The organism is Paenibacillus sp. P13VS (assembly GCF_015143645.1).
In the GTDB taxonomy this organism is placed as follows: Bacteria; Bacillota; Bacilli; order Paenibacillales; family Paenibacillaceae; genus Paenibacillus; species Paenibacillus xylanilyticus_A.
The window spans coordinates 84,936-100,621 of sequence record NZ_WYEV01000002.1; the positions used below are offsets into that span (position 1 = coordinate 84,936).

Consider the following 15,686-nt stretch of genomic DNA (forward strand, 5'->3'; position numbering starts at 1 on the left):
TTATTAGATAAACGAATTGTATCATTCCTGAATATGTACAAATAGTGTTCTGCTCCAACAGATGAATAAGAGATAAACGTGAGGCAACATTCCCCATTCAGGGATAACTGTAACTTGGCTGTGGTGGATGTCTCCTTACTTCTCCAGGGTCATTCATAAACAAAAAAACATCCCTGTTCAGATGTTCATTCTGAATGGGGATGTCATGGTTATTTCATTCATTTAGTCGTTACTTATTTTCGATCAAAAAAAACATGCTCCGCATGCAATTTTCCAAGACGAGTCGTCATGATTCCAAACGAATACTGCGGCTGTCGGCGCCGATCCGTCGGTGAACCCGGATTAAATATCAGCACATCGTTGACGGTATGCATCAAGGGAATGTGCGAGTGGCCAAATATGATGGCATCCACCTGCTGACCGGCAAATGTATGAATGGCATTCTGCTCGGTCGTTTTCGCCCCCTGGTGCCCATGCACCAGACCTAGACGCAAACCGTCCGCCTCTACGATGCGGGAAAAGCCCAGCTTCTTCCCAATTTCCGGCGGATCCGTATTGCCTGCAACGCCAGCAACGGGAGCATACTCGCTTAACAGCTTATATACACTCCAATCCGACCAGTCGCCTGCATGTAATATGAGGTCAGCCTCCGGCAGCACTTGAAGCAGTGGTTCTGGCAGCTGCTTAGCTCTCTTGGGCAAATGTGTATCCGAGATTACAATTATTTTCATATCCAAGCACACCTCCCTGGTTCAGACAGTAGCCTACTCTGCAGACGGAGGCACAGTCTCCATCTGGGAGCAGGAACGTTCCATATCTTCAAGCGTAATCGATGCGAAGAACTGTTCGACTTTTGCCTCTGCCACCTGATACAGATTCGTCAGCAGACTGTCTATGCGAAGTCCAACATCACAATTGGGGTTGCAGTTGCCATGAATCGGAAATAGCGGACCTTCGTCCTTGGCAGCCTGATAGATCATGGCCAAGGTAATTTCACTAGCCGGTTTGGCCAGATAAAACCCTCTCGTTCCGGGAGAGGATTCGACCAAACCAGCCTTTTTCAGCCCGCCCAAAATACGCCGGACAACAACAGGGTTGGTGTTGACGCTTCCTGCAATCATTGCGGAAGTGATTCGTTCAGGCGCGCTGAAGGACAACAACAACAAACAATGCACACTGACCGAAAAATGTGTACTCATGATTAACCACCTTTAACGTAATATAATCCTGGTGCTTCAATCTATTCAGGGAAAAGACTCTGTTCCGGGCGTGCCTTGATTTTCAGCTGCCGCACGCTGTATTCCAGCTGCTTCACAATATCATCCAGCTGTTTGCGATCGATTTTCGTCGGATCATCGACGGGTCTGGCCGTCGACTTAAGATCTCGGATCGTAAGCTGCTGCTCCTGCCATTTATCCATCAGATCGGCAATATTGGCATAAAAGCGTTCGTAATCCTTGATGACCAGGTCAAGATATGCATCGACTTCATCCGGATCATAGCCACGGAGCTTATAATTGAACTGTTTTTCATGAATTGATAAGGCATCGAGCTGTACGCCCAGTTGTTTAAACAATTGTCTCTGTTTATCCAATCTTCGTTTCATATGTTCATCCATCTTGACAACCTCCATTATAAGAAAAACGTCTATCGACGTATGTTCAAAAGTAGCCGGGACCGTCTCTTCGAGGAGCACGGTGCAATACGACTTCGCGGGGAAATCGCGGCAGTTTCTCTCTCTATTTTTTATAACACATTATCGGCCAGATATAAAATCAAACGCCTCTTCAAGATGCAAAATGATTGTATACCTCCAAAATCGGGTAAGGACAGACTACACACCCCTAAAGCGGGAAAGGAGCATGTCGTTATGAGTACATTAACCAAAGATCAACTTCAGGAACTTAAGAGCGCTCTTCTGGAGCAGCGTGATAATCTGCAGCGTCATTTTGAATCCAACATGGAAGATGGTGCTCCAACTGCGTCGCTCAAAGATTCTACAGGCGAGCTGTCATCATACGATAATCACCCGGCTGATGCGGGGACGGAGACATTTGAACGCAGCCGTGATCTGGCTGTAGACGATACATTAACGGATGAATTTAACCAAGTAATTGATGCCCTGGAGCGTATGGAAAAAGGAACCTACGGAACATGTGTCACTTGTGGACAGGATATTCCGTTTGAGAGGCTTCAGGCCATTCCATACACGGCCTACTGTATTGACGATACACCGAACCGGGAGCTCAGCAATGACCGCCCTGTGGAAGAGCAGGTGATGACCATGCCCCCAAGTGGTGCCGGGGAGGTCAGACAGCGGAATGCCGGCAAGTTCGATCATGCCGAAGCTTGGGAAGCTGTTGAGGATTATGGTACATCCAATTCGCCAGCTACCGCAGCCAAACGTGAAGTTCGGGATTACGATGAGAACATGTAGTTCTGAACATGATTGCCGACCTCTCTCCATGTAGATATGGTAGGGTTGAGCAGTGACCATTGGTCCTCATCACACATCAAAAAGCCGCCTTCAGGCGGCCTTTTCTTTGTTGTCGCTTCGGTCTCCCTGGATCATTTTTCCTTTGCATCGTCCTTCAGATCAGAACCCTGGTCTCCCGGCTGATGCGGTGGCACTTTACTTTTCGGAGATTCAGTCGGTTCATCCACATGTTGCGACAATGTCGTAAACAGCTGAAAAACCTCCTGATTTTCCTTCTGATCATTCCGCTTCGTATAAGGCTCACACATTTTCGTGATATCCTTGTACAGCTTCTCGACTTCCTCACGGCTCGCATATAACGTCATGTCCGAGATTTGTCCAAACATGTTCTCACCGTGCTTGGCCTGTTTCATAAACATCTGGCGGCTCTGTTCATACATTTCATTTAACAGTTTAAGCGTCTCAGAACGAAAAACCTGCTTCAGTGGGGAGTGCTCCCCATCTTCATGACGAAGATGTATTTCTCCCTGAAAAGGTTCGTAGTATTTGGCAATGATGCCATTAATCTCTCGTGTGGATACGATAGTAAGCAAACCAATCTTCTCCAGCTTTTTCACGTGATAATGTACTTTCGCGGGCACTTCCCCAAGTTTATCGGCTATTTCTTTCACGGTAGAAGGTCTTCCCTGTTTATTAAACATATTCAGGATCTGGATCCGATACGGGTCGGAGTAGATCTTGATCTCTTCGATCGTTGACAGTACTTTCTGCTGCATACCTGTATCCTCATTTCCGGAGTACCGTTTGTCCTTATATATGCATATTATACCGTTCAGTCTGGTCCCCGGTCAAAACAGGTCTTACAGGAATTAGGCTACATACTGCGCCGGAATGTTTTGCTGAGCAGGAGCGATATGGCTGACATGGCAAGCAAAATGCCAAAAGCAATAAATAACACAGGCGTGGACAGCACTTCTGCTGCAGCACCCGCAACCAGACTTCCAAGCGGTATAGCACTTACGATCAGCATACTTTGTAGTGCAGACACCCTGCCGAGCATACCCGCTGGCGTAACCTCCATCAGATATGAAGCGAGAGGGGTCGTAGCTAATGGTATGCCGAGCCCCATCATCAAGCAAAACATAGCTGCCAGCGGTAGCTGATAAGTGGACATATACGCAGGAAGCGCGGTCATGGCATAACTAAGACCCAGCATGGTAATCCCACTAATAATCAATACACTCTTCCGATATCTGCTGCCTCTGTGAGTCATCCACAATCCACTCAGCACCATACCACCCACCATTAACCCGCTCAGCAAACTTAAGCCCCCTGCTCCAGCATGCAAAATATCGATAACATATGGAGTTCGGAGAACATTGAATGGCATCAGGCAGAAGTTGACAAAGGCAAATAAAAGGGAGCCAATTAGCAGCAGGGCATGCTTGCGCATGAAATGAAAGGCTTCAATCATATCCGAAAGCAAACTTCTGGGAGCATCTGTGGAGGATAACTTCTCAGCTGATCCTTCTTCCATGCTGGGATCGGATGGATAGACAACCCGGCTCATTAGCACAGCACTTAATGCAAATAGGCCAGCATCCATCAAAATCGTCCACGTTATTCCAACAGTTGCAATAAGAGCACCTGCTAAGGCAAGCCCGGCAAGTTCAGCCAATCGGGTAGCCGAAGACGACATGGCATTGCCGGATAGCAGCATGGATTGCGGCAGCAATCGCGGCACGCTGGACATTTCGGCAGGTGACGTGAAACATTCAAGCAGCGAATTGAGAATCGTGACGACGAACAAATGCCATACTTGCAGTTCTCCCATACCAAATAACAGAGCAGTTATGCCAACAAGCAGTCCACGGCCTGAATTCGTCAGCACGATGACCTTCTTGAGAGATATGCGATCCACGACCGCTCCGGCAAAAAGGCCAAGCAGAATGTTCGGCAGAAAGTTGACTGCGAGCAGCGTACCCATCAATAGTTTGGAACCCGTTAACATGTACACCATCCAGCTATATGCAATGGAGTCAATGGAATCCCCAAACCTCGCTACCATCTTCCCCAGCATAAACTGCATATAAGATTTAACTCGTATTAATTCCCCAATCCCTGGCTTGTTTACCGCTGTGCCTTCTCTCATTATTGGATTCCGCCCTTCAACGTTAAAATATTTTTAATGTTAATATTATTTTAACGTAGAATCTCTGGAAATCAACCCTCTCGTGAAAATTTTTTTAACGTTTTGCCGATTGGGTTTACACTAAAAAGGGGGTGTCTCAAAAGCCATGAAATGGCTGCTTGAGACACCCCCTTTGAGTTGGAGATACGTTAGCTCTTGGTGAGGACGCCCTGCGGACGGACCAGACTGGCCGATCCACGGCTGGAACATAGGCCTTGTCCGCCTCATTGCCAAACCGAACGTTTACTTTCAACACATCTCACCCAAAAAAAATGGTTATACAGCTAACGATTCCAGCCGGAGGTTAAACCGTTTCGGCAGAAAAGTCCTATGTCCAAAGTCCGTACGCAGCCAGCAAAGAAAGGCTCACGCCTGCCTCATTACCTCAGCGAGCAGCTCATACATCCGGCATTTATGTCCAAAATCCGGCGATACCGTAGCCAGCATAATCTCATCGGCATTGTACCGGTCCGCCAGTCGGATCAGCTGGCGCTTCATCCGTTCCGGGCCGCCGACAAGCATCCGTCCGCGTCCGGCCGCCATGATCTGCCGCTGCTCTGGCGTATACTCTCTGGCAGCGACATTCTCGATGGACGGAACCCTCAGCAGTCCGCCGCCTTCCCGGATGTTCAGCAGATAATCGTCGAACACGCCGGCCTGCTTCTTCGCCTGCTCGTCCGTCTCCCCGCAGACGGCAAAAGCGGACACCAGCACCTGCGGTTTCCCGCCTGGAGCTGCGGGAACAAATTGCTCCCGGTATGCCTTCACGGCCTCCGGTCCCCCTTGCCCGCTGATGAAATGGCCGAACGCAAGGCCCATCCCGTGCCGCGCGGCAATTTCAGCGCTGCCGGAGCTGGAGCCCAGCAGCCATAAGTCCGGCGGCTCCGTTGGAACCGGCCTTGGCAAGGGCTGCTCGTCGGAGCGGCGGACATAACCGGCCAGCCGGGCAATCTGATCCGGATAGTGCCGGAACGAGCCGCTGCGCCCGTCCAGCAGCACCCGCGACACATCCGCCGGGCCTCCGGTAGACCGGCCAACGCCGAGGTCGATCCGCCCCGGGTAAAGGGCGGCCAGCACCGCGAAGCTTTCTGCCACCTTGAACGGGCTGTGCATCGGCAGCATGACGCCGCCGGATCCGGTCCGGATCCGGTGGGTGCCGGCAGCAATAGCCCCTGCGAGAATTTCCGGCGCAGAGCCTGCCAGCACATTGTTGCCGTGATGCTCTGATACCCAATACCGGTGGTACCCCCACCCCTCTGCAAGCCGGGCCAGCCGGACGGAATGAGCTAAAGCCTGTTCGGGAGTCTCCCCTTCGGCAATTTCCGAATAATCCAGGATCGACAACTTCACTATGATACCTCCTATGACAACAGGCGCCTTCTTTCCGACACCGGTGCTCACTGATTTCTATTCATTCCTGTTTAGTTTATCCATGTTATGCCCAGGCGTCCAATGAAGGAATAGAATGCCGGCTGGCCACGCCCTTTAAATACGTTTAGCGGTTATTCCCTGCCCCGTGATTCATGCCGCCAAAGACGAAAAAAGACGCCCCCTGCGACGCCAGCACAGGAATCATCTTCTGTTAATACACAGCCTTCCTTTCCGTATTACATTTTTCCGCAGCGGGACTATTCTGCCTGCACCTTCAGATTAGTGAGAATTCCCTCAAACCACCCTGCTGCATAATAATTGTGAATCGCCTTTTCGGCTAACGATGTACTTTCTTGTCGTTGGTTTTCAACAAGAACACATGGTAACGCTCCGACTTCCGCACCCTGAATCGCTTCCGTTCCCAGCGCATGAAAAGTGTTCTTGAAACCGTATTCACTGCCGTGCTTCAGTTTCTGGTTGACGAAAAAATACGTATCGCTGGAGCATTGCTTTGTGGATGGCACCAAGATCGAGGCCAATGCCAATCGCTACACCTTTGTTTGGCGCAAAGCGGTCAGCAAACACAAAGCGAAGTTGCAGGAGAACGTCCATGCTCTGTTTGCAGACATTCAAGCGGCAGAGCACCAAGAAGAACAGGAGTGCCGAGGAAAAGACCTTACCGAACTCGGCGAATGTGGCGAGATGAGTAGTGAGAAACTGGAACACCTGACCCAGGCGCTGGAGTCAAAGCTCATGGACAAACCCAAAGACAAGCCTCTGAAAAAAGCCGTTCGGAAGCTTCGCAAGGGTTTGCTGCCCCGGCTGCTGAAATATGAACAGTACCAAAGGCTGCTTGGCGACCGGAACAGCTTCAGCAAAACCGACCCGGATGCGACGTTTATGCGAATGAAGGGAAGACCACATGCGAAATGGTCAACTTAAACCGGGTTACAATGTACGAATCGGAACCGAAAACCAGTTCATTTAAGCCTATAGTCTACACCCCAGACCGACCGATACCCGCTGTTTACAGCCACATCTGGAAAAGGCGAGGCAGATGCTGGGAAAACTCCCGAAGACGGTCATTGCGGATGCAGGTTACGGTAGTGAGAAAACTACGCCTATCTGGAGAAGAAAGAGATTCAAGTGGTCGTAAAATACGCCAGCTATCACAAAGAAAAAGTAAAATCCTAGAAATCAAATGTCGGCAAGATTGAGAACTGGACGTACAGCGAAACCCAGGATACGTGGACGTGCCCCGCCGGAGAAACGCTGCATTTCCGCAAAGAGAGCAAGGAGACTCTCCCAAGTGGCTATGAAATTCACAAACGTATTTTACCGAAGCCAGAGCTGCGAGGGCTGTCCGCTGAAGGAACGCTGCACGATGGCCGCAGGAAATCGGGAAGTGGTTGTCAGTCTGGAGAGGCTGCATTACCAGAATCAGGCTCGAGACCTCCTGCGAAGCGAAGAAGGTTACTCCCTGGCCGTACGTCGAATGACGGAACCGGAAAGTGTATTTGGACAACTGAAGAACAACCGGGGCTTCCGGCGTTTTCTGCTTCGCGGCATGGAGAATGTGACGCTCGAGGTCGGTTGGCTTTCGCTTGCCCATAATGTACTGAAGCTAGCAGCAACGGACCAAAAACGCAGAGCAGCGATTCTCCAATAACAGGAGAATCGCTGCTCTGCTTAAATTTTAGACTTTTGAGAAGAGAATGAGCCTGTCACTATCAGTAGAATATCTACTTATGGGACAGCCTCCTGGTGTACATATTGTTTTAATCGTTTTTTTAAATCAATGAAACGCGCTGCCGTGTCCGTGCCGATTGCAAACAGGCATCAATCACCCGCATATTTGCTATCGTATTATCCGGAGTAAATGGCAGTGGTGTCCCATCCAGCACTGCGGCAGCAAAGGTTTCCGCCTGCAGAACATAAGAATTGGATACGGATACCCGTTCTTCCCGACTGACCGAATCCGTGTGAACGATAATTTGCGGTGGAATATCACTATTCTCCCAGCCGAAGACTTTTGGCAACTCGATTCGTCCATCTGTCCCGAGGATCTCCATCTCCGCCCTCCCGGAAGCCCACATGCCGCAATCAAACGTTAACGCCACGGATCCTGGAAATTCAACAAGCCCCGAAGCCATCATATCCACTCCATCATGTTCCTCGGAGAATAAGGCATGTACCGTAACCGCTTCGGGTTCCTGGCCCAGGTACATCCGTGCTGCCGAGATGGGATACACACCAAGGTCAAAGAGCGAGCCTCCGCCCATGTCCCGTTTGAACCTTACATTATCCTTATCATCCGCTGTATTACAGGTAAAGTTGCCATGGATCGCACGAACAGCACCAATCTCTCCACTCGCGATAATCTCCTGAACACGCCGATGCTTGGGATGATAACGATACATGATTGCCTCTGCGAAAAGAACGCCGTGATCCTTGCATACCTGAATCATTTCAGCAGACTCGTCCGCGTTTAGTGCAGCTGGCTTTTCGCATAATACATGCTTTCCGGCCTGAGCAGCTTTTATCGTCCATTCCTTGTGCATATGGTTAGGCAACGGAATATATACGGCTTCAATATCGGGATCTGCAATGAGCTCTTCGTAACTTCCATAACATCTAGCAATGTCCAATTCTTCGGCGAGCGCTTCAGCCTTCTCCTTGCTTCGACTCGCAATAGCAAGCACTTCTCCCCGTTCGGATTGCTGGATTGCCGGAATTACTGCATTCTTGGCAATGGTGGAAGTACCGAGTACTCCCCACTGTAGCTGCTTATTCATGCTCATCTTCCTTTCGTCCCGTAATTGTCCTCTTCTGCCTTGTGCAGCATGCCCAGACAACGGTCTAGATCTGCCTTGACCTGCTTTTTGTACAATTCGGCTTTTTCCGCTCCATCATCCGTAAAGTGATATAAAACGATTTCCTGAAAATCCACTTTGGGATCGCTGCCCTTCAGCTTCTTCGTCCGATAAAATACACCCTGCTGTACCAGTTCATGCAATGCCCGATATACCTCACTCTGAGGCGGAACATAGCCGTAATCTTTAAATTCCTGCTTCATGGCCTCCAGCATTTCGTATCCATATCCTCTATGCTGTTCAACCATGGTAATGAGATACAGCTTGATAAATGCCCGCTGGGCGATCATAAAAGCCATGCTTGTTCCCCCTATCCTCTACCGCTCTACTTCATATTATAAAACTTGTGTTCGGTTTCTGCCATCATTCTCCGTTTTTCCCGGTGAAGCAGCAGGTGAGAACAAAGCACAGGATAGATACGCATACAAGTGTGATAGAACGGCATTAGGGTTTTTATTATGAATTTTTCATATAATGATTTTTTAAAATGTAAACCCAGATAAGCTTCCGTTCGACAAAAGCAAACGCTGACTTACATCACAACCCTAGATCACTACCTTCAAGAATGATCACTCTATTGTGAATTTTTCATTTATTGCCTCTTTCACTTTCTGAAATTGGCCTTCGGTACAGTACCCACGATCCATTTTCCCCAGCTTACACGTGAAATGCACCAAGTGAGCACACAGGATAGCGCTAAGGCAAGTACCCACGTTAGAATCATTCGTAAAGTCGGATTCAGGCCCCATGTCACGTAAACATATTCATCTGGAATGTAACTGTACCGCAGCATGAGCATATGCATGAGATAACCGCCGTAAGAAACGCTGCCGATCCATCCAAGCCAGCCCACGGCCAGGTGATTATGCAGTTTGCCTGCGAGCTGATACATGACCATGATCGATGCGATTAGAAAGAGAGCCATATCCGGCCTAATCAAGCTAACGGTATAAAATGAGATCTGAATGCCTTCCGGCTTTTGAAATTCCAGCATTAATAAATATGTAAACCGAAGACCCATGGTTATAAACACGGTCCAATATACCCAGCGCAGCCGATGTATCCACATGTTCCAGCTTTTAACAGATAATCCGGCAGCAGCACCTAACACAAAATAGAAAAAGAAATACAGGAAATTGCGATCGGCATAGGTTGTGAATACATCGGTCAGTACAGGAATATTGAGTCGCTCCATAACTCTTGCAATATTCCCCAATTGATCGGCTAACACGAGGTATACGGCTCCCGTAATCAGGACAGCAACCAGGCGTCCCCGTGAATCATAACGGTTATATACATATCTTACGGCCTTTAGAAACAAGGGAAACAGCAAATAAAATTGAATCAGCATGATAATGTACCAAAAATGAGATGTGGTCTTGCCGGTAAGCAGCTTCAAACCAAGTTCAGGGAGATCCTGCCAGCTAATGCCAGCCCACCCCTGTGGTGTCAAGGTGAAGTACACCAACGACCACACGACATAAGGTGCAATGACATCCGTTAATCGTTTCTGCATGAAACGGCCGTATTTCAGCTGCTCTCCTGTGTTATAAAACAATACCATGCCCGTGATGAAAATAAATAAAGGGACGGCAAATTTGGAAGCCATCAGCAGGATTGCAAGCAGAACCCCATCTTCCAGTCCGGCTTCCGGAACCAGCGAAAAATGGGCAATGGAATGCTGGAGTACAACAGCTGCAAAGGCAATCCCTCTTAAACTTTCAATTTCAGCAATTCTTTCTTTTCGTGGCATAACGTCCAGCCGCCTTTCTTGGTTTTACAGCAAAAAATAAGTACAATGATAATCGTATAAAAGATGAACGGAGGGATTCCTATCGCTGATTCCGAACTAGACACCCCCACGATTGACTCTCAATACGTACAACAGCATATGGCCAATGAACGGACATTCCTGGCCTGGGTTCGTACAGGAATAGCCATGGTCGGCGTCGGATTCCTGGCTGCCGGATTGGGGTTCAATTCTTCCTCTTATGACCAGATTGCACACATTGCAGCCATTATAACCGGAGTAACCTCCTTGGTCAGCGGCATTGCCATTATTCTGTGTTCTGCTGCTTCGTATCACCGCAAACGCAAACAAATTAATTGGCAAACCTTTCAAGCCTCTACCCGATTGATTCGCTTCCTGACACTTACTCTGTTGGTCATTGGCCTAGCGCTTGCTATTCTGCTCTATGTATTGTTATTCCCTGCTCCTTAGACTTACCTTTAAACACAGTCAACACTTCATCATGATTACAGGATGGGATTACAGGGACAAAAGCCGGCTTCCTCGAAGGAAACCGGCTTTTTGAACGCCTGACGGCTCACATAAACCAAATCATGATTTATATGTGGGCCCCTGTTTAACCTTGTATACCAATCCAGTGTACTAGCCTGAACAATCCAAGCTTACAGGAACGTGTTGTTTCCAAATCGTGCTGCTTTCTCCTGAGCTTCCAGTCTCCGCTCTTCCATGTCGAGATCCGTTCGCTCTGCTGGCACATCCGTACCATGAGCTGCGTATCGATCACGATTCAGATAGCTCGTGTTGCTGAATACATCATAGACATCCGAATCGCGATCGGTGGAGTCAACCAAGAGAAGGATTTTGCCGTTTTGTACATACTCCTCATACTGTTTGGCATCCTCTTCGGGAATACCGAGTCCGACAAGTCCACCGACCAAACCGCCTGCACCGGCACCTACTGCCGCTCCCGTAAACGCTGCTGCAATCGGACCCGCCGCTAGAATTGGACCTATACCTGGAATGGCCAGAGCCCCGATACCCGCCAACAGCCCGGCTACGCCACCTAATACGCCACCAGTGGCTGCACCTGCTGCCACACCTTCCGGCGCCTTGGTTCCCGTCTCTTCCCGGATGGCCTTCAACTCGTCCCGGTCCTGCGTCACTACCGAAATTTCATCTAAACTGAATCCTTGCGCTTTCAAGCCCTCTATGGCTTGAGATGCCTCACGTTCTGTATCAAAAACACCTACGATTTTCTTCTGCATAGTGAATTCCTCCTAATTATTTAAGAGTTCGCTTCGCTATGTTATTACCCGCACCATTTTCTTTCAAACGCTTCCAGCCATTATATCGTGCGCAAATACGAATATATACAGCTTTATTCCCTCATAAAACATAAGCTTATGAAGCCATTTTTATCAAAGGGTTCTCTGAAAAGCCAGATCAATATCCAAGCTTTTGAATATGATTGGTGAGCGAAAAAAAACATCAAGCTCTCTATGTGCGCGGCTTCGCCCGATTGGTCGCCATGGCCTCCAACGGATTGTCTGGCCAGTAATGCTTTGGATATCGGCCTTTCAGGTCTTTTTTCACCTCGAAATACGTCTCCCGCCAAAAGTTCGTCAAATCCCGGGTCACCTGGACAGGACGGTGCGCAGGGGACAGCAGATGCAGGGTTAACGGCACCCGACCTCCAGCAATACGCGGTGTATCCTGCTGCCCGAACATTTCCTGAAGTCGTACCGCCAGTGTAGGATCTTCAGGTCGGCTATAATCAACCGGAATGCGTGATCCGCTGGGAACCTGAATATGAGTTGGCGCCTCCCGGTCCAATTGCTGCCGTTGTTCCCAGCTCAATCCGCTAAGTAACACGTCCTGCATGGACAGTTTCTTCAGATCCGAAGCTGAACGCATTCCTGCCAAAAAAGGACTGAGTTGATCTTCGAGTTCCGCTGATACATGATCCGCCGCGAGATCCGGCCACCCCGGCAGATGACGATGCAGAAAACGCAATCTGTCCGCCAGCTGCCTGGATGATTTGGTCCAAGGCAGACAGTCCTGACCTTCTGTGCGGATTCCGCTTAGCAGCGCCTCCAGCACCAGATCTTGCGGAGGCTGTGCGATACTGCTCTCCTTCATCAGGATTGCTCCAATTCGCAGCCTTCGATGAGCCCGCACACTTCGTGTACTGCGATCCCATGCAATCTGCACATCCTCTTCTAGGAGATCAGCACCATAGTCCAGCAAGAGCTGCTCACCCACCGGTGCAGCCAGCAGGATGCGTGCATCCGCGCCCTGGTCGTCCGCCTCGGCAGCGACCAGATAGGCTGAACGGCTCAGCGACTCCGCCTGGCTGAGCCGTACCCCGCGGCCGCTGCTCAGCAGGTAGCGGCCGTCCTCCCGGCGCTGCCCGATCCGGTCCGGATAGGCGAAGGACAGCAGCAGCCCGCAGCTGTCCTCATCCGGCCGTTCCGGATCCTCCGGCGCCGGGCCGAGAGCCGTGCGCAGCTGTCGGCTCTCCTGAAGGATGCGCCGTACGGCAGCGAGGTCTGCGACCGACGCTGCCGCTTGCGGCGTCCCGCTGCTGCTGGCCATCAGCAGCGCTTCCACGCGCGGGCGCAGATCGGTGCCCGCGCCTGCACTGCCACTGCTGCGGAGGCCGGCAGGCTCCTGCAGCAGTGCCGCCAGCATGCTGGCGTAGCTGGCCAGCCCAAGCTCCGCCGCGCGGAGCAGCATGCTGGCCAGTCGCGGATGCACGCCAAGCGCGTTCATCCGCCGCCCGAAGGGCGTAATGCGGCCTGTGTCATCCAGGCCGCCCAGCTGGCGCAGCAGCGCCTGTGCCTGGCCGTAGGCCGCGGCAGGCGGGATGTCCAGCCACTGCAGTTCTGCAGGGGACTGGACACCCCAGGCGGCAAGCTCCAGCGCCAGCGGTGCGAGGTCCGCGGAGGCAATCTCCGGTCTGGCTGCATCTGGCAGACCGTCATGAACCTCTTCGCTCCACAATCTATAGCACACCCCAGGTGCAATTCGCCCTGCACGCCCCCGCCGCTGATCGGCTGAAGCCTTGGACACCGGCTGGGTAACAAGCCGGCTCATGCCTGTGCGCGGTGAAAATACGGATGCACGACTCTGTCCGGCATCGACAACCACTCTGACACCCGGAAGCGTAAGGCTTGATTCCGCAATGGAGGTAGATAGCACGACCTTACGATTTCCTTCCACTGCCGGGCTCACAGCCTCATCCTGACGTTCAATCGGCATGCTGCCATACAGGCAATGCACCTCGACATGAGAAGCAAGATTAAGCTTCGACAGTTCTCGCTCTGTCCGGTGAATCTCTCTGGCTCCTGGAAGAAAGACCAGTACGTCTCCTTCCTGCTGTGCCAAAGCTTTTACAACCGCTTGAGCCGTGAACGCCTCCAACACAGCTGAAGCGGGTTTTGATACATAACGGGTTTCCACTGGAAACGTGCGTCCCGGACAATCAATCGAGCGGGTCCCTTCCCCAAGCAATGTACAGATCGGGTCAGGGTCGAGCGTTGCCGACATAATCAGAACCTTCAGATCTGGACGCAGCATCGCCCGTGATTCCAGAGCCAGAGCCAAACCAAGATCGCCGTGCAGATGACGCTCGTGAAACTCATCAAAGATAATCATCGCTGTATCTTCAAGCCCCTGATCCTGCTGAAGCATGCGTGTAAGTACCCCTTCTGTGACAACTTCGATCCGCGTGGCCTGACTGACCCGAGTGTCCATGCGGACACGGTACCCTACCGTCTGTCCCACGTTTTCATTCAGAGTTGCGGCCATCCGCGCCGCGGCTGAGCGCGCCGCAAGTCTGCGGGGCTCCAGCATTATGATCTTGCGCCCGTCTAACCATGGTTCCTCTAATAAGGATAGAGGGACTACGGTTGTTTTACCTGCCCCGGGCTCTGCGATAAGCACACCCGTATCCTGCTCTCGAAATAGCTGTTTCAGCTCAGGCAAAACCTGTTGTATCGGTAATTCTATATTCATATTATCGCTCCTAATTCATAAGGCACCATACAATATCATCAATCCAAAGTGAATGTTAGCATTATAACAAAAAAAGCCGTCCCAGAGGAACGACTACTTTGGATCAAGTGTATTAACGCAGCAACGATTCGGCGCCATCAATGACAATCTCTGCACCCGTAATGTGTTTGGATTCAGACGATGCCAGGAAGGCGACGAGATTGGCCACATGCTCCGGCTGACCAGGGCCATCTGCGAGCGGCTGCTCCCCTTCCGGGAACTCCATTGGAATAACGATTTGGTGCAATTCATCCGTTTTTACCGTGCTTTGATCAATATTCGTTGCGATGGCTCCCGGACATATGACATTAACCCGGATTTTGAACCTGGCCAATTCCAGTGCAGCCATCTTCGAAAAGGCAACCTGTCCCGCTTTCGATGTACTGTATGCCGACATCCCAAAGCTGGTGAACCGTTGGTTACCATTAATGGAACTCGTAATAACAATGCTTCCCCCGCCGCGTTTCTTCAGATGTGGGAGAGCGTACTTGATTGTAAAGAAGGTGCCATCCAGATTGGTCGTAATGATCCGCTGCCAATCCTCCACCTGAATTTCCTCAATTGGTGCCGAGACACCGTTAATGCCAGCATTGGCAAACACAATGTCCAAACCGCCGAACAGCTCCACCGTTTCCAGCACCGCTTTTTCCACCCGGGCCGGATCGGAGATATCCACATCGAATGCGCGTGCAGCACCTGGATGTACGGCATTAATTTCGGCTTCGGTCTGAGAGATTCGATCATTCACCAGATCAAACAACGCAACGTGAGCACCTTCATTCGCCAATTTTAACGCCGTTGCCTTACCAATGCCGGAACCGGCTCCAGTAATGATAGCTATTTTGTTTGCAAACCGAGACTTGTCGTTATGTTGTGTCATGCTCCATTCCACTCCTTCTCAGCAATTATGTAAGAATGTACATCCAAGACTTGTGTATCAGCATGATGCAGCATGCTAACTAAGTAGATTCTTCACAAGATTACCCAAAAAGAGCGCCTTTTAAATCA

17 protein-coding genes are annotated in these 15,686 nt (G+C 50.5%); 4 read left to right on the forward strand and 13 right to left on the reverse strand.

The genetic code is table 11. From position 1 onward, the window contains the following. Window positions 1–233: 233 nt before the first annotated feature. Genes GUA98_RS01495 through GUA98_RS01505 form a run of 3 tightly spaced genes read right to left on the reverse strand, consistent with a single transcriptional unit; the run spans window position 234 to window position 1,618 of the window. Window positions 234–731, reverse strand: coding sequence for a metallophosphoesterase family protein (locus GUA98_RS01495; RefSeq protein ID WP_193721876.1), 498 nt, complete (start codon window positions 729–731; stop codon window positions 234–236). Window positions 732–764: 33 nt separating this feature from the next. Continuing rightward, window positions 765–1,199, reverse strand: a complete 435-nt coding sequence (locus tag GUA98_RS01500; protein ID WP_110822552.1) for an Rrf2 family transcriptional regulator — start codon at window positions 1,197–1,199, stop codon at window positions 765–767. A 41-nt stretch (window positions 1,200–1,240) separates the two neighbouring features. Further along, window positions 1,241–1,618 (reverse strand): DivIVA domain-containing protein, encoded by a 378-nt coding sequence (locus GUA98_RS01505; protein WP_095287646.1) that lies wholly within the window; start codon window positions 1,616–1,618, stop codon window positions 1,241–1,243. A gap of 252 nt (window positions 1,619–1,870) precedes the next feature. On the opposite strand from GUA98_RS01505, the gene GUA98_RS01510 reads away from it, so the two are divergent. Beyond that, window positions 1,871–2,437: a TraR/DksA C4-type zinc finger protein gene (locus GUA98_RS01510; RefSeq protein ID WP_153978078.1), complete on the forward strand. Its 567-nt coding sequence runs from the start codon at window positions 1,871–1,873 to the stop codon at window positions 2,435–2,437. Window positions 2,438–2,568: 131 nt separating this feature from the next. Here the strand turns inward: GUA98_RS01510 and GUA98_RS01515 are convergent, their stop codons facing one another. The 4 genes from GUA98_RS01515 to GUA98_RS29310 form a co-directional block, all read right to left on the reverse strand. Beyond that, the gene (locus GUA98_RS01515; RefSeq protein ID WP_193721877.1) at window positions 2,569–3,213 is read right to left on the reverse strand and encodes a winged helix-turn-helix domain-containing protein; all 645 of its coding nucleotides are present in this window, start codon (window positions 3,211–3,213) and stop codon (window positions 2,569–2,571) included. 98 nt (window positions 3,214–3,311) lie between these two features. Continuing rightward, on the reverse strand, window positions 3,312–4,589 hold the full coding sequence (locus GUA98_RS01520; protein ID WP_193721878.1) for an MFS transporter: 1,278 nt from the start codon (window positions 4,587–4,589) through the stop codon (window positions 3,312–3,314). A gap of 405 nt (window positions 4,590–4,994) precedes the next feature. Beyond that, window positions 4,995–5,978, reverse strand: coding sequence for an LLM class flavin-dependent oxidoreductase (locus GUA98_RS01525; RefSeq protein ID WP_193721879.1), 984 nt, complete (start codon window positions 5,976–5,978; stop codon window positions 4,995–4,997). 278 nt (window positions 5,979–6,256) lie between these two features. Next, entirely contained in the window at window positions 6,257–6,526 is a 270-nt protein-coding gene (locus GUA98_RS29310) for a hypothetical protein (protein ID WP_227779349.1), read from the reverse strand. Between GUA98_RS29310 and GUA98_RS29315 the strand changes: the two genes are divergently transcribed. Both GUA98_RS29315 and GUA98_RS29320 read left to right on the forward strand, forming a co-directional pair. After that, entirely contained in the window at window positions 6,513–6,941 is a 429-nt protein-coding gene (locus GUA98_RS29315) for a hypothetical protein (protein ID WP_227779350.1), read from the forward strand. The genes GUA98_RS29310 and GUA98_RS29315 overlap by 14 nt on opposite strands. 373 nt (window positions 6,942–7,314) lie before the next feature. Further along, window positions 7,315–7,668: a transposase gene (locus GUA98_RS29320; RefSeq protein WP_227779377.1), complete on the forward strand. Its 354-nt coding sequence runs from the start codon at window positions 7,315–7,317 to the stop codon at window positions 7,666–7,668. A 121-nt stretch (window positions 7,669–7,789) separates the two neighbouring features. Here GUA98_RS29320 and GUA98_RS01535 read toward each other — a convergent pair whose 3' ends face one another. The 3 genes from GUA98_RS01535 to GUA98_RS01545 form a co-directional block, all read right to left on the reverse strand. Next, window positions 7,790–8,794: a Gfo/Idh/MocA family protein gene (locus GUA98_RS01535; RefSeq protein ID WP_193721880.1), complete on the reverse strand. Its 1,005-nt coding sequence runs from the start codon at window positions 8,792–8,794 to the stop codon at window positions 7,790–7,792. A 2-nt stretch (window positions 8,795–8,796) separates the two neighbouring features. Beyond that, on the reverse strand, window positions 8,797–9,171 hold the full coding sequence (locus GUA98_RS01540) for a helix-turn-helix transcriptional regulator (RefSeq protein WP_095287651.1): 375 nt from the start codon (window positions 9,169–9,171) through the stop codon (window positions 8,797–8,799). Window positions 9,172–9,476: 305 nt separating this feature from the next. Further along, window positions 9,477–10,625 carry an acyltransferase gene (locus GUA98_RS01545; protein WP_193721881.1) on the reverse strand — a complete coding sequence of 383 codons (1,149 nt, stop codon included), beginning with the start codon at window positions 10,623–10,625 and terminating at the stop codon, window positions 9,477–9,479. 63 nt (window positions 10,626–10,688) lie between these two features. Between GUA98_RS01545 and GUA98_RS01550 the strand changes: the two genes are divergently transcribed. Then, entirely contained in the window at window positions 10,689–11,093 is a 405-nt protein-coding gene (locus GUA98_RS01550; protein WP_193721882.1) for a YidH family protein, read from the forward strand. Window positions 11,094–11,284: 191 nt separating this feature from the next. Here GUA98_RS01550 and GUA98_RS01555 read toward each other — a convergent pair whose 3' ends face one another. From GUA98_RS01555 to GUA98_RS01565, 3 genes are all read right to left on the reverse strand, one after another. Beyond that, complete coding sequence (locus GUA98_RS01555; protein ID WP_193721883.1) at window positions 11,285–11,887, reverse strand: general stress protein; 603 nt, start codon at window positions 11,885–11,887, stop codon at window positions 11,285–11,287. 232 nt (window positions 11,888–12,119) lie between these two features. After that, on the reverse strand, window positions 12,120–14,639 hold the full coding sequence (gene hrpB / locus GUA98_RS01560; RefSeq protein WP_193721884.1) for an ATP-dependent helicase HrpB: 2,520 nt from the start codon (window positions 14,637–14,639) through the stop codon (window positions 12,120–12,122). A gap of 112 nt (window positions 14,640–14,751) precedes the next feature. Continuing rightward, window positions 14,752–15,558, reverse strand: coding sequence for an SDR family oxidoreductase (locus GUA98_RS01565; protein ID WP_095287656.1), 807 nt, complete (start codon window positions 15,556–15,558; stop codon window positions 14,752–14,754). Window positions 15,559–15,686 lie beyond the last annotated feature (128 nt).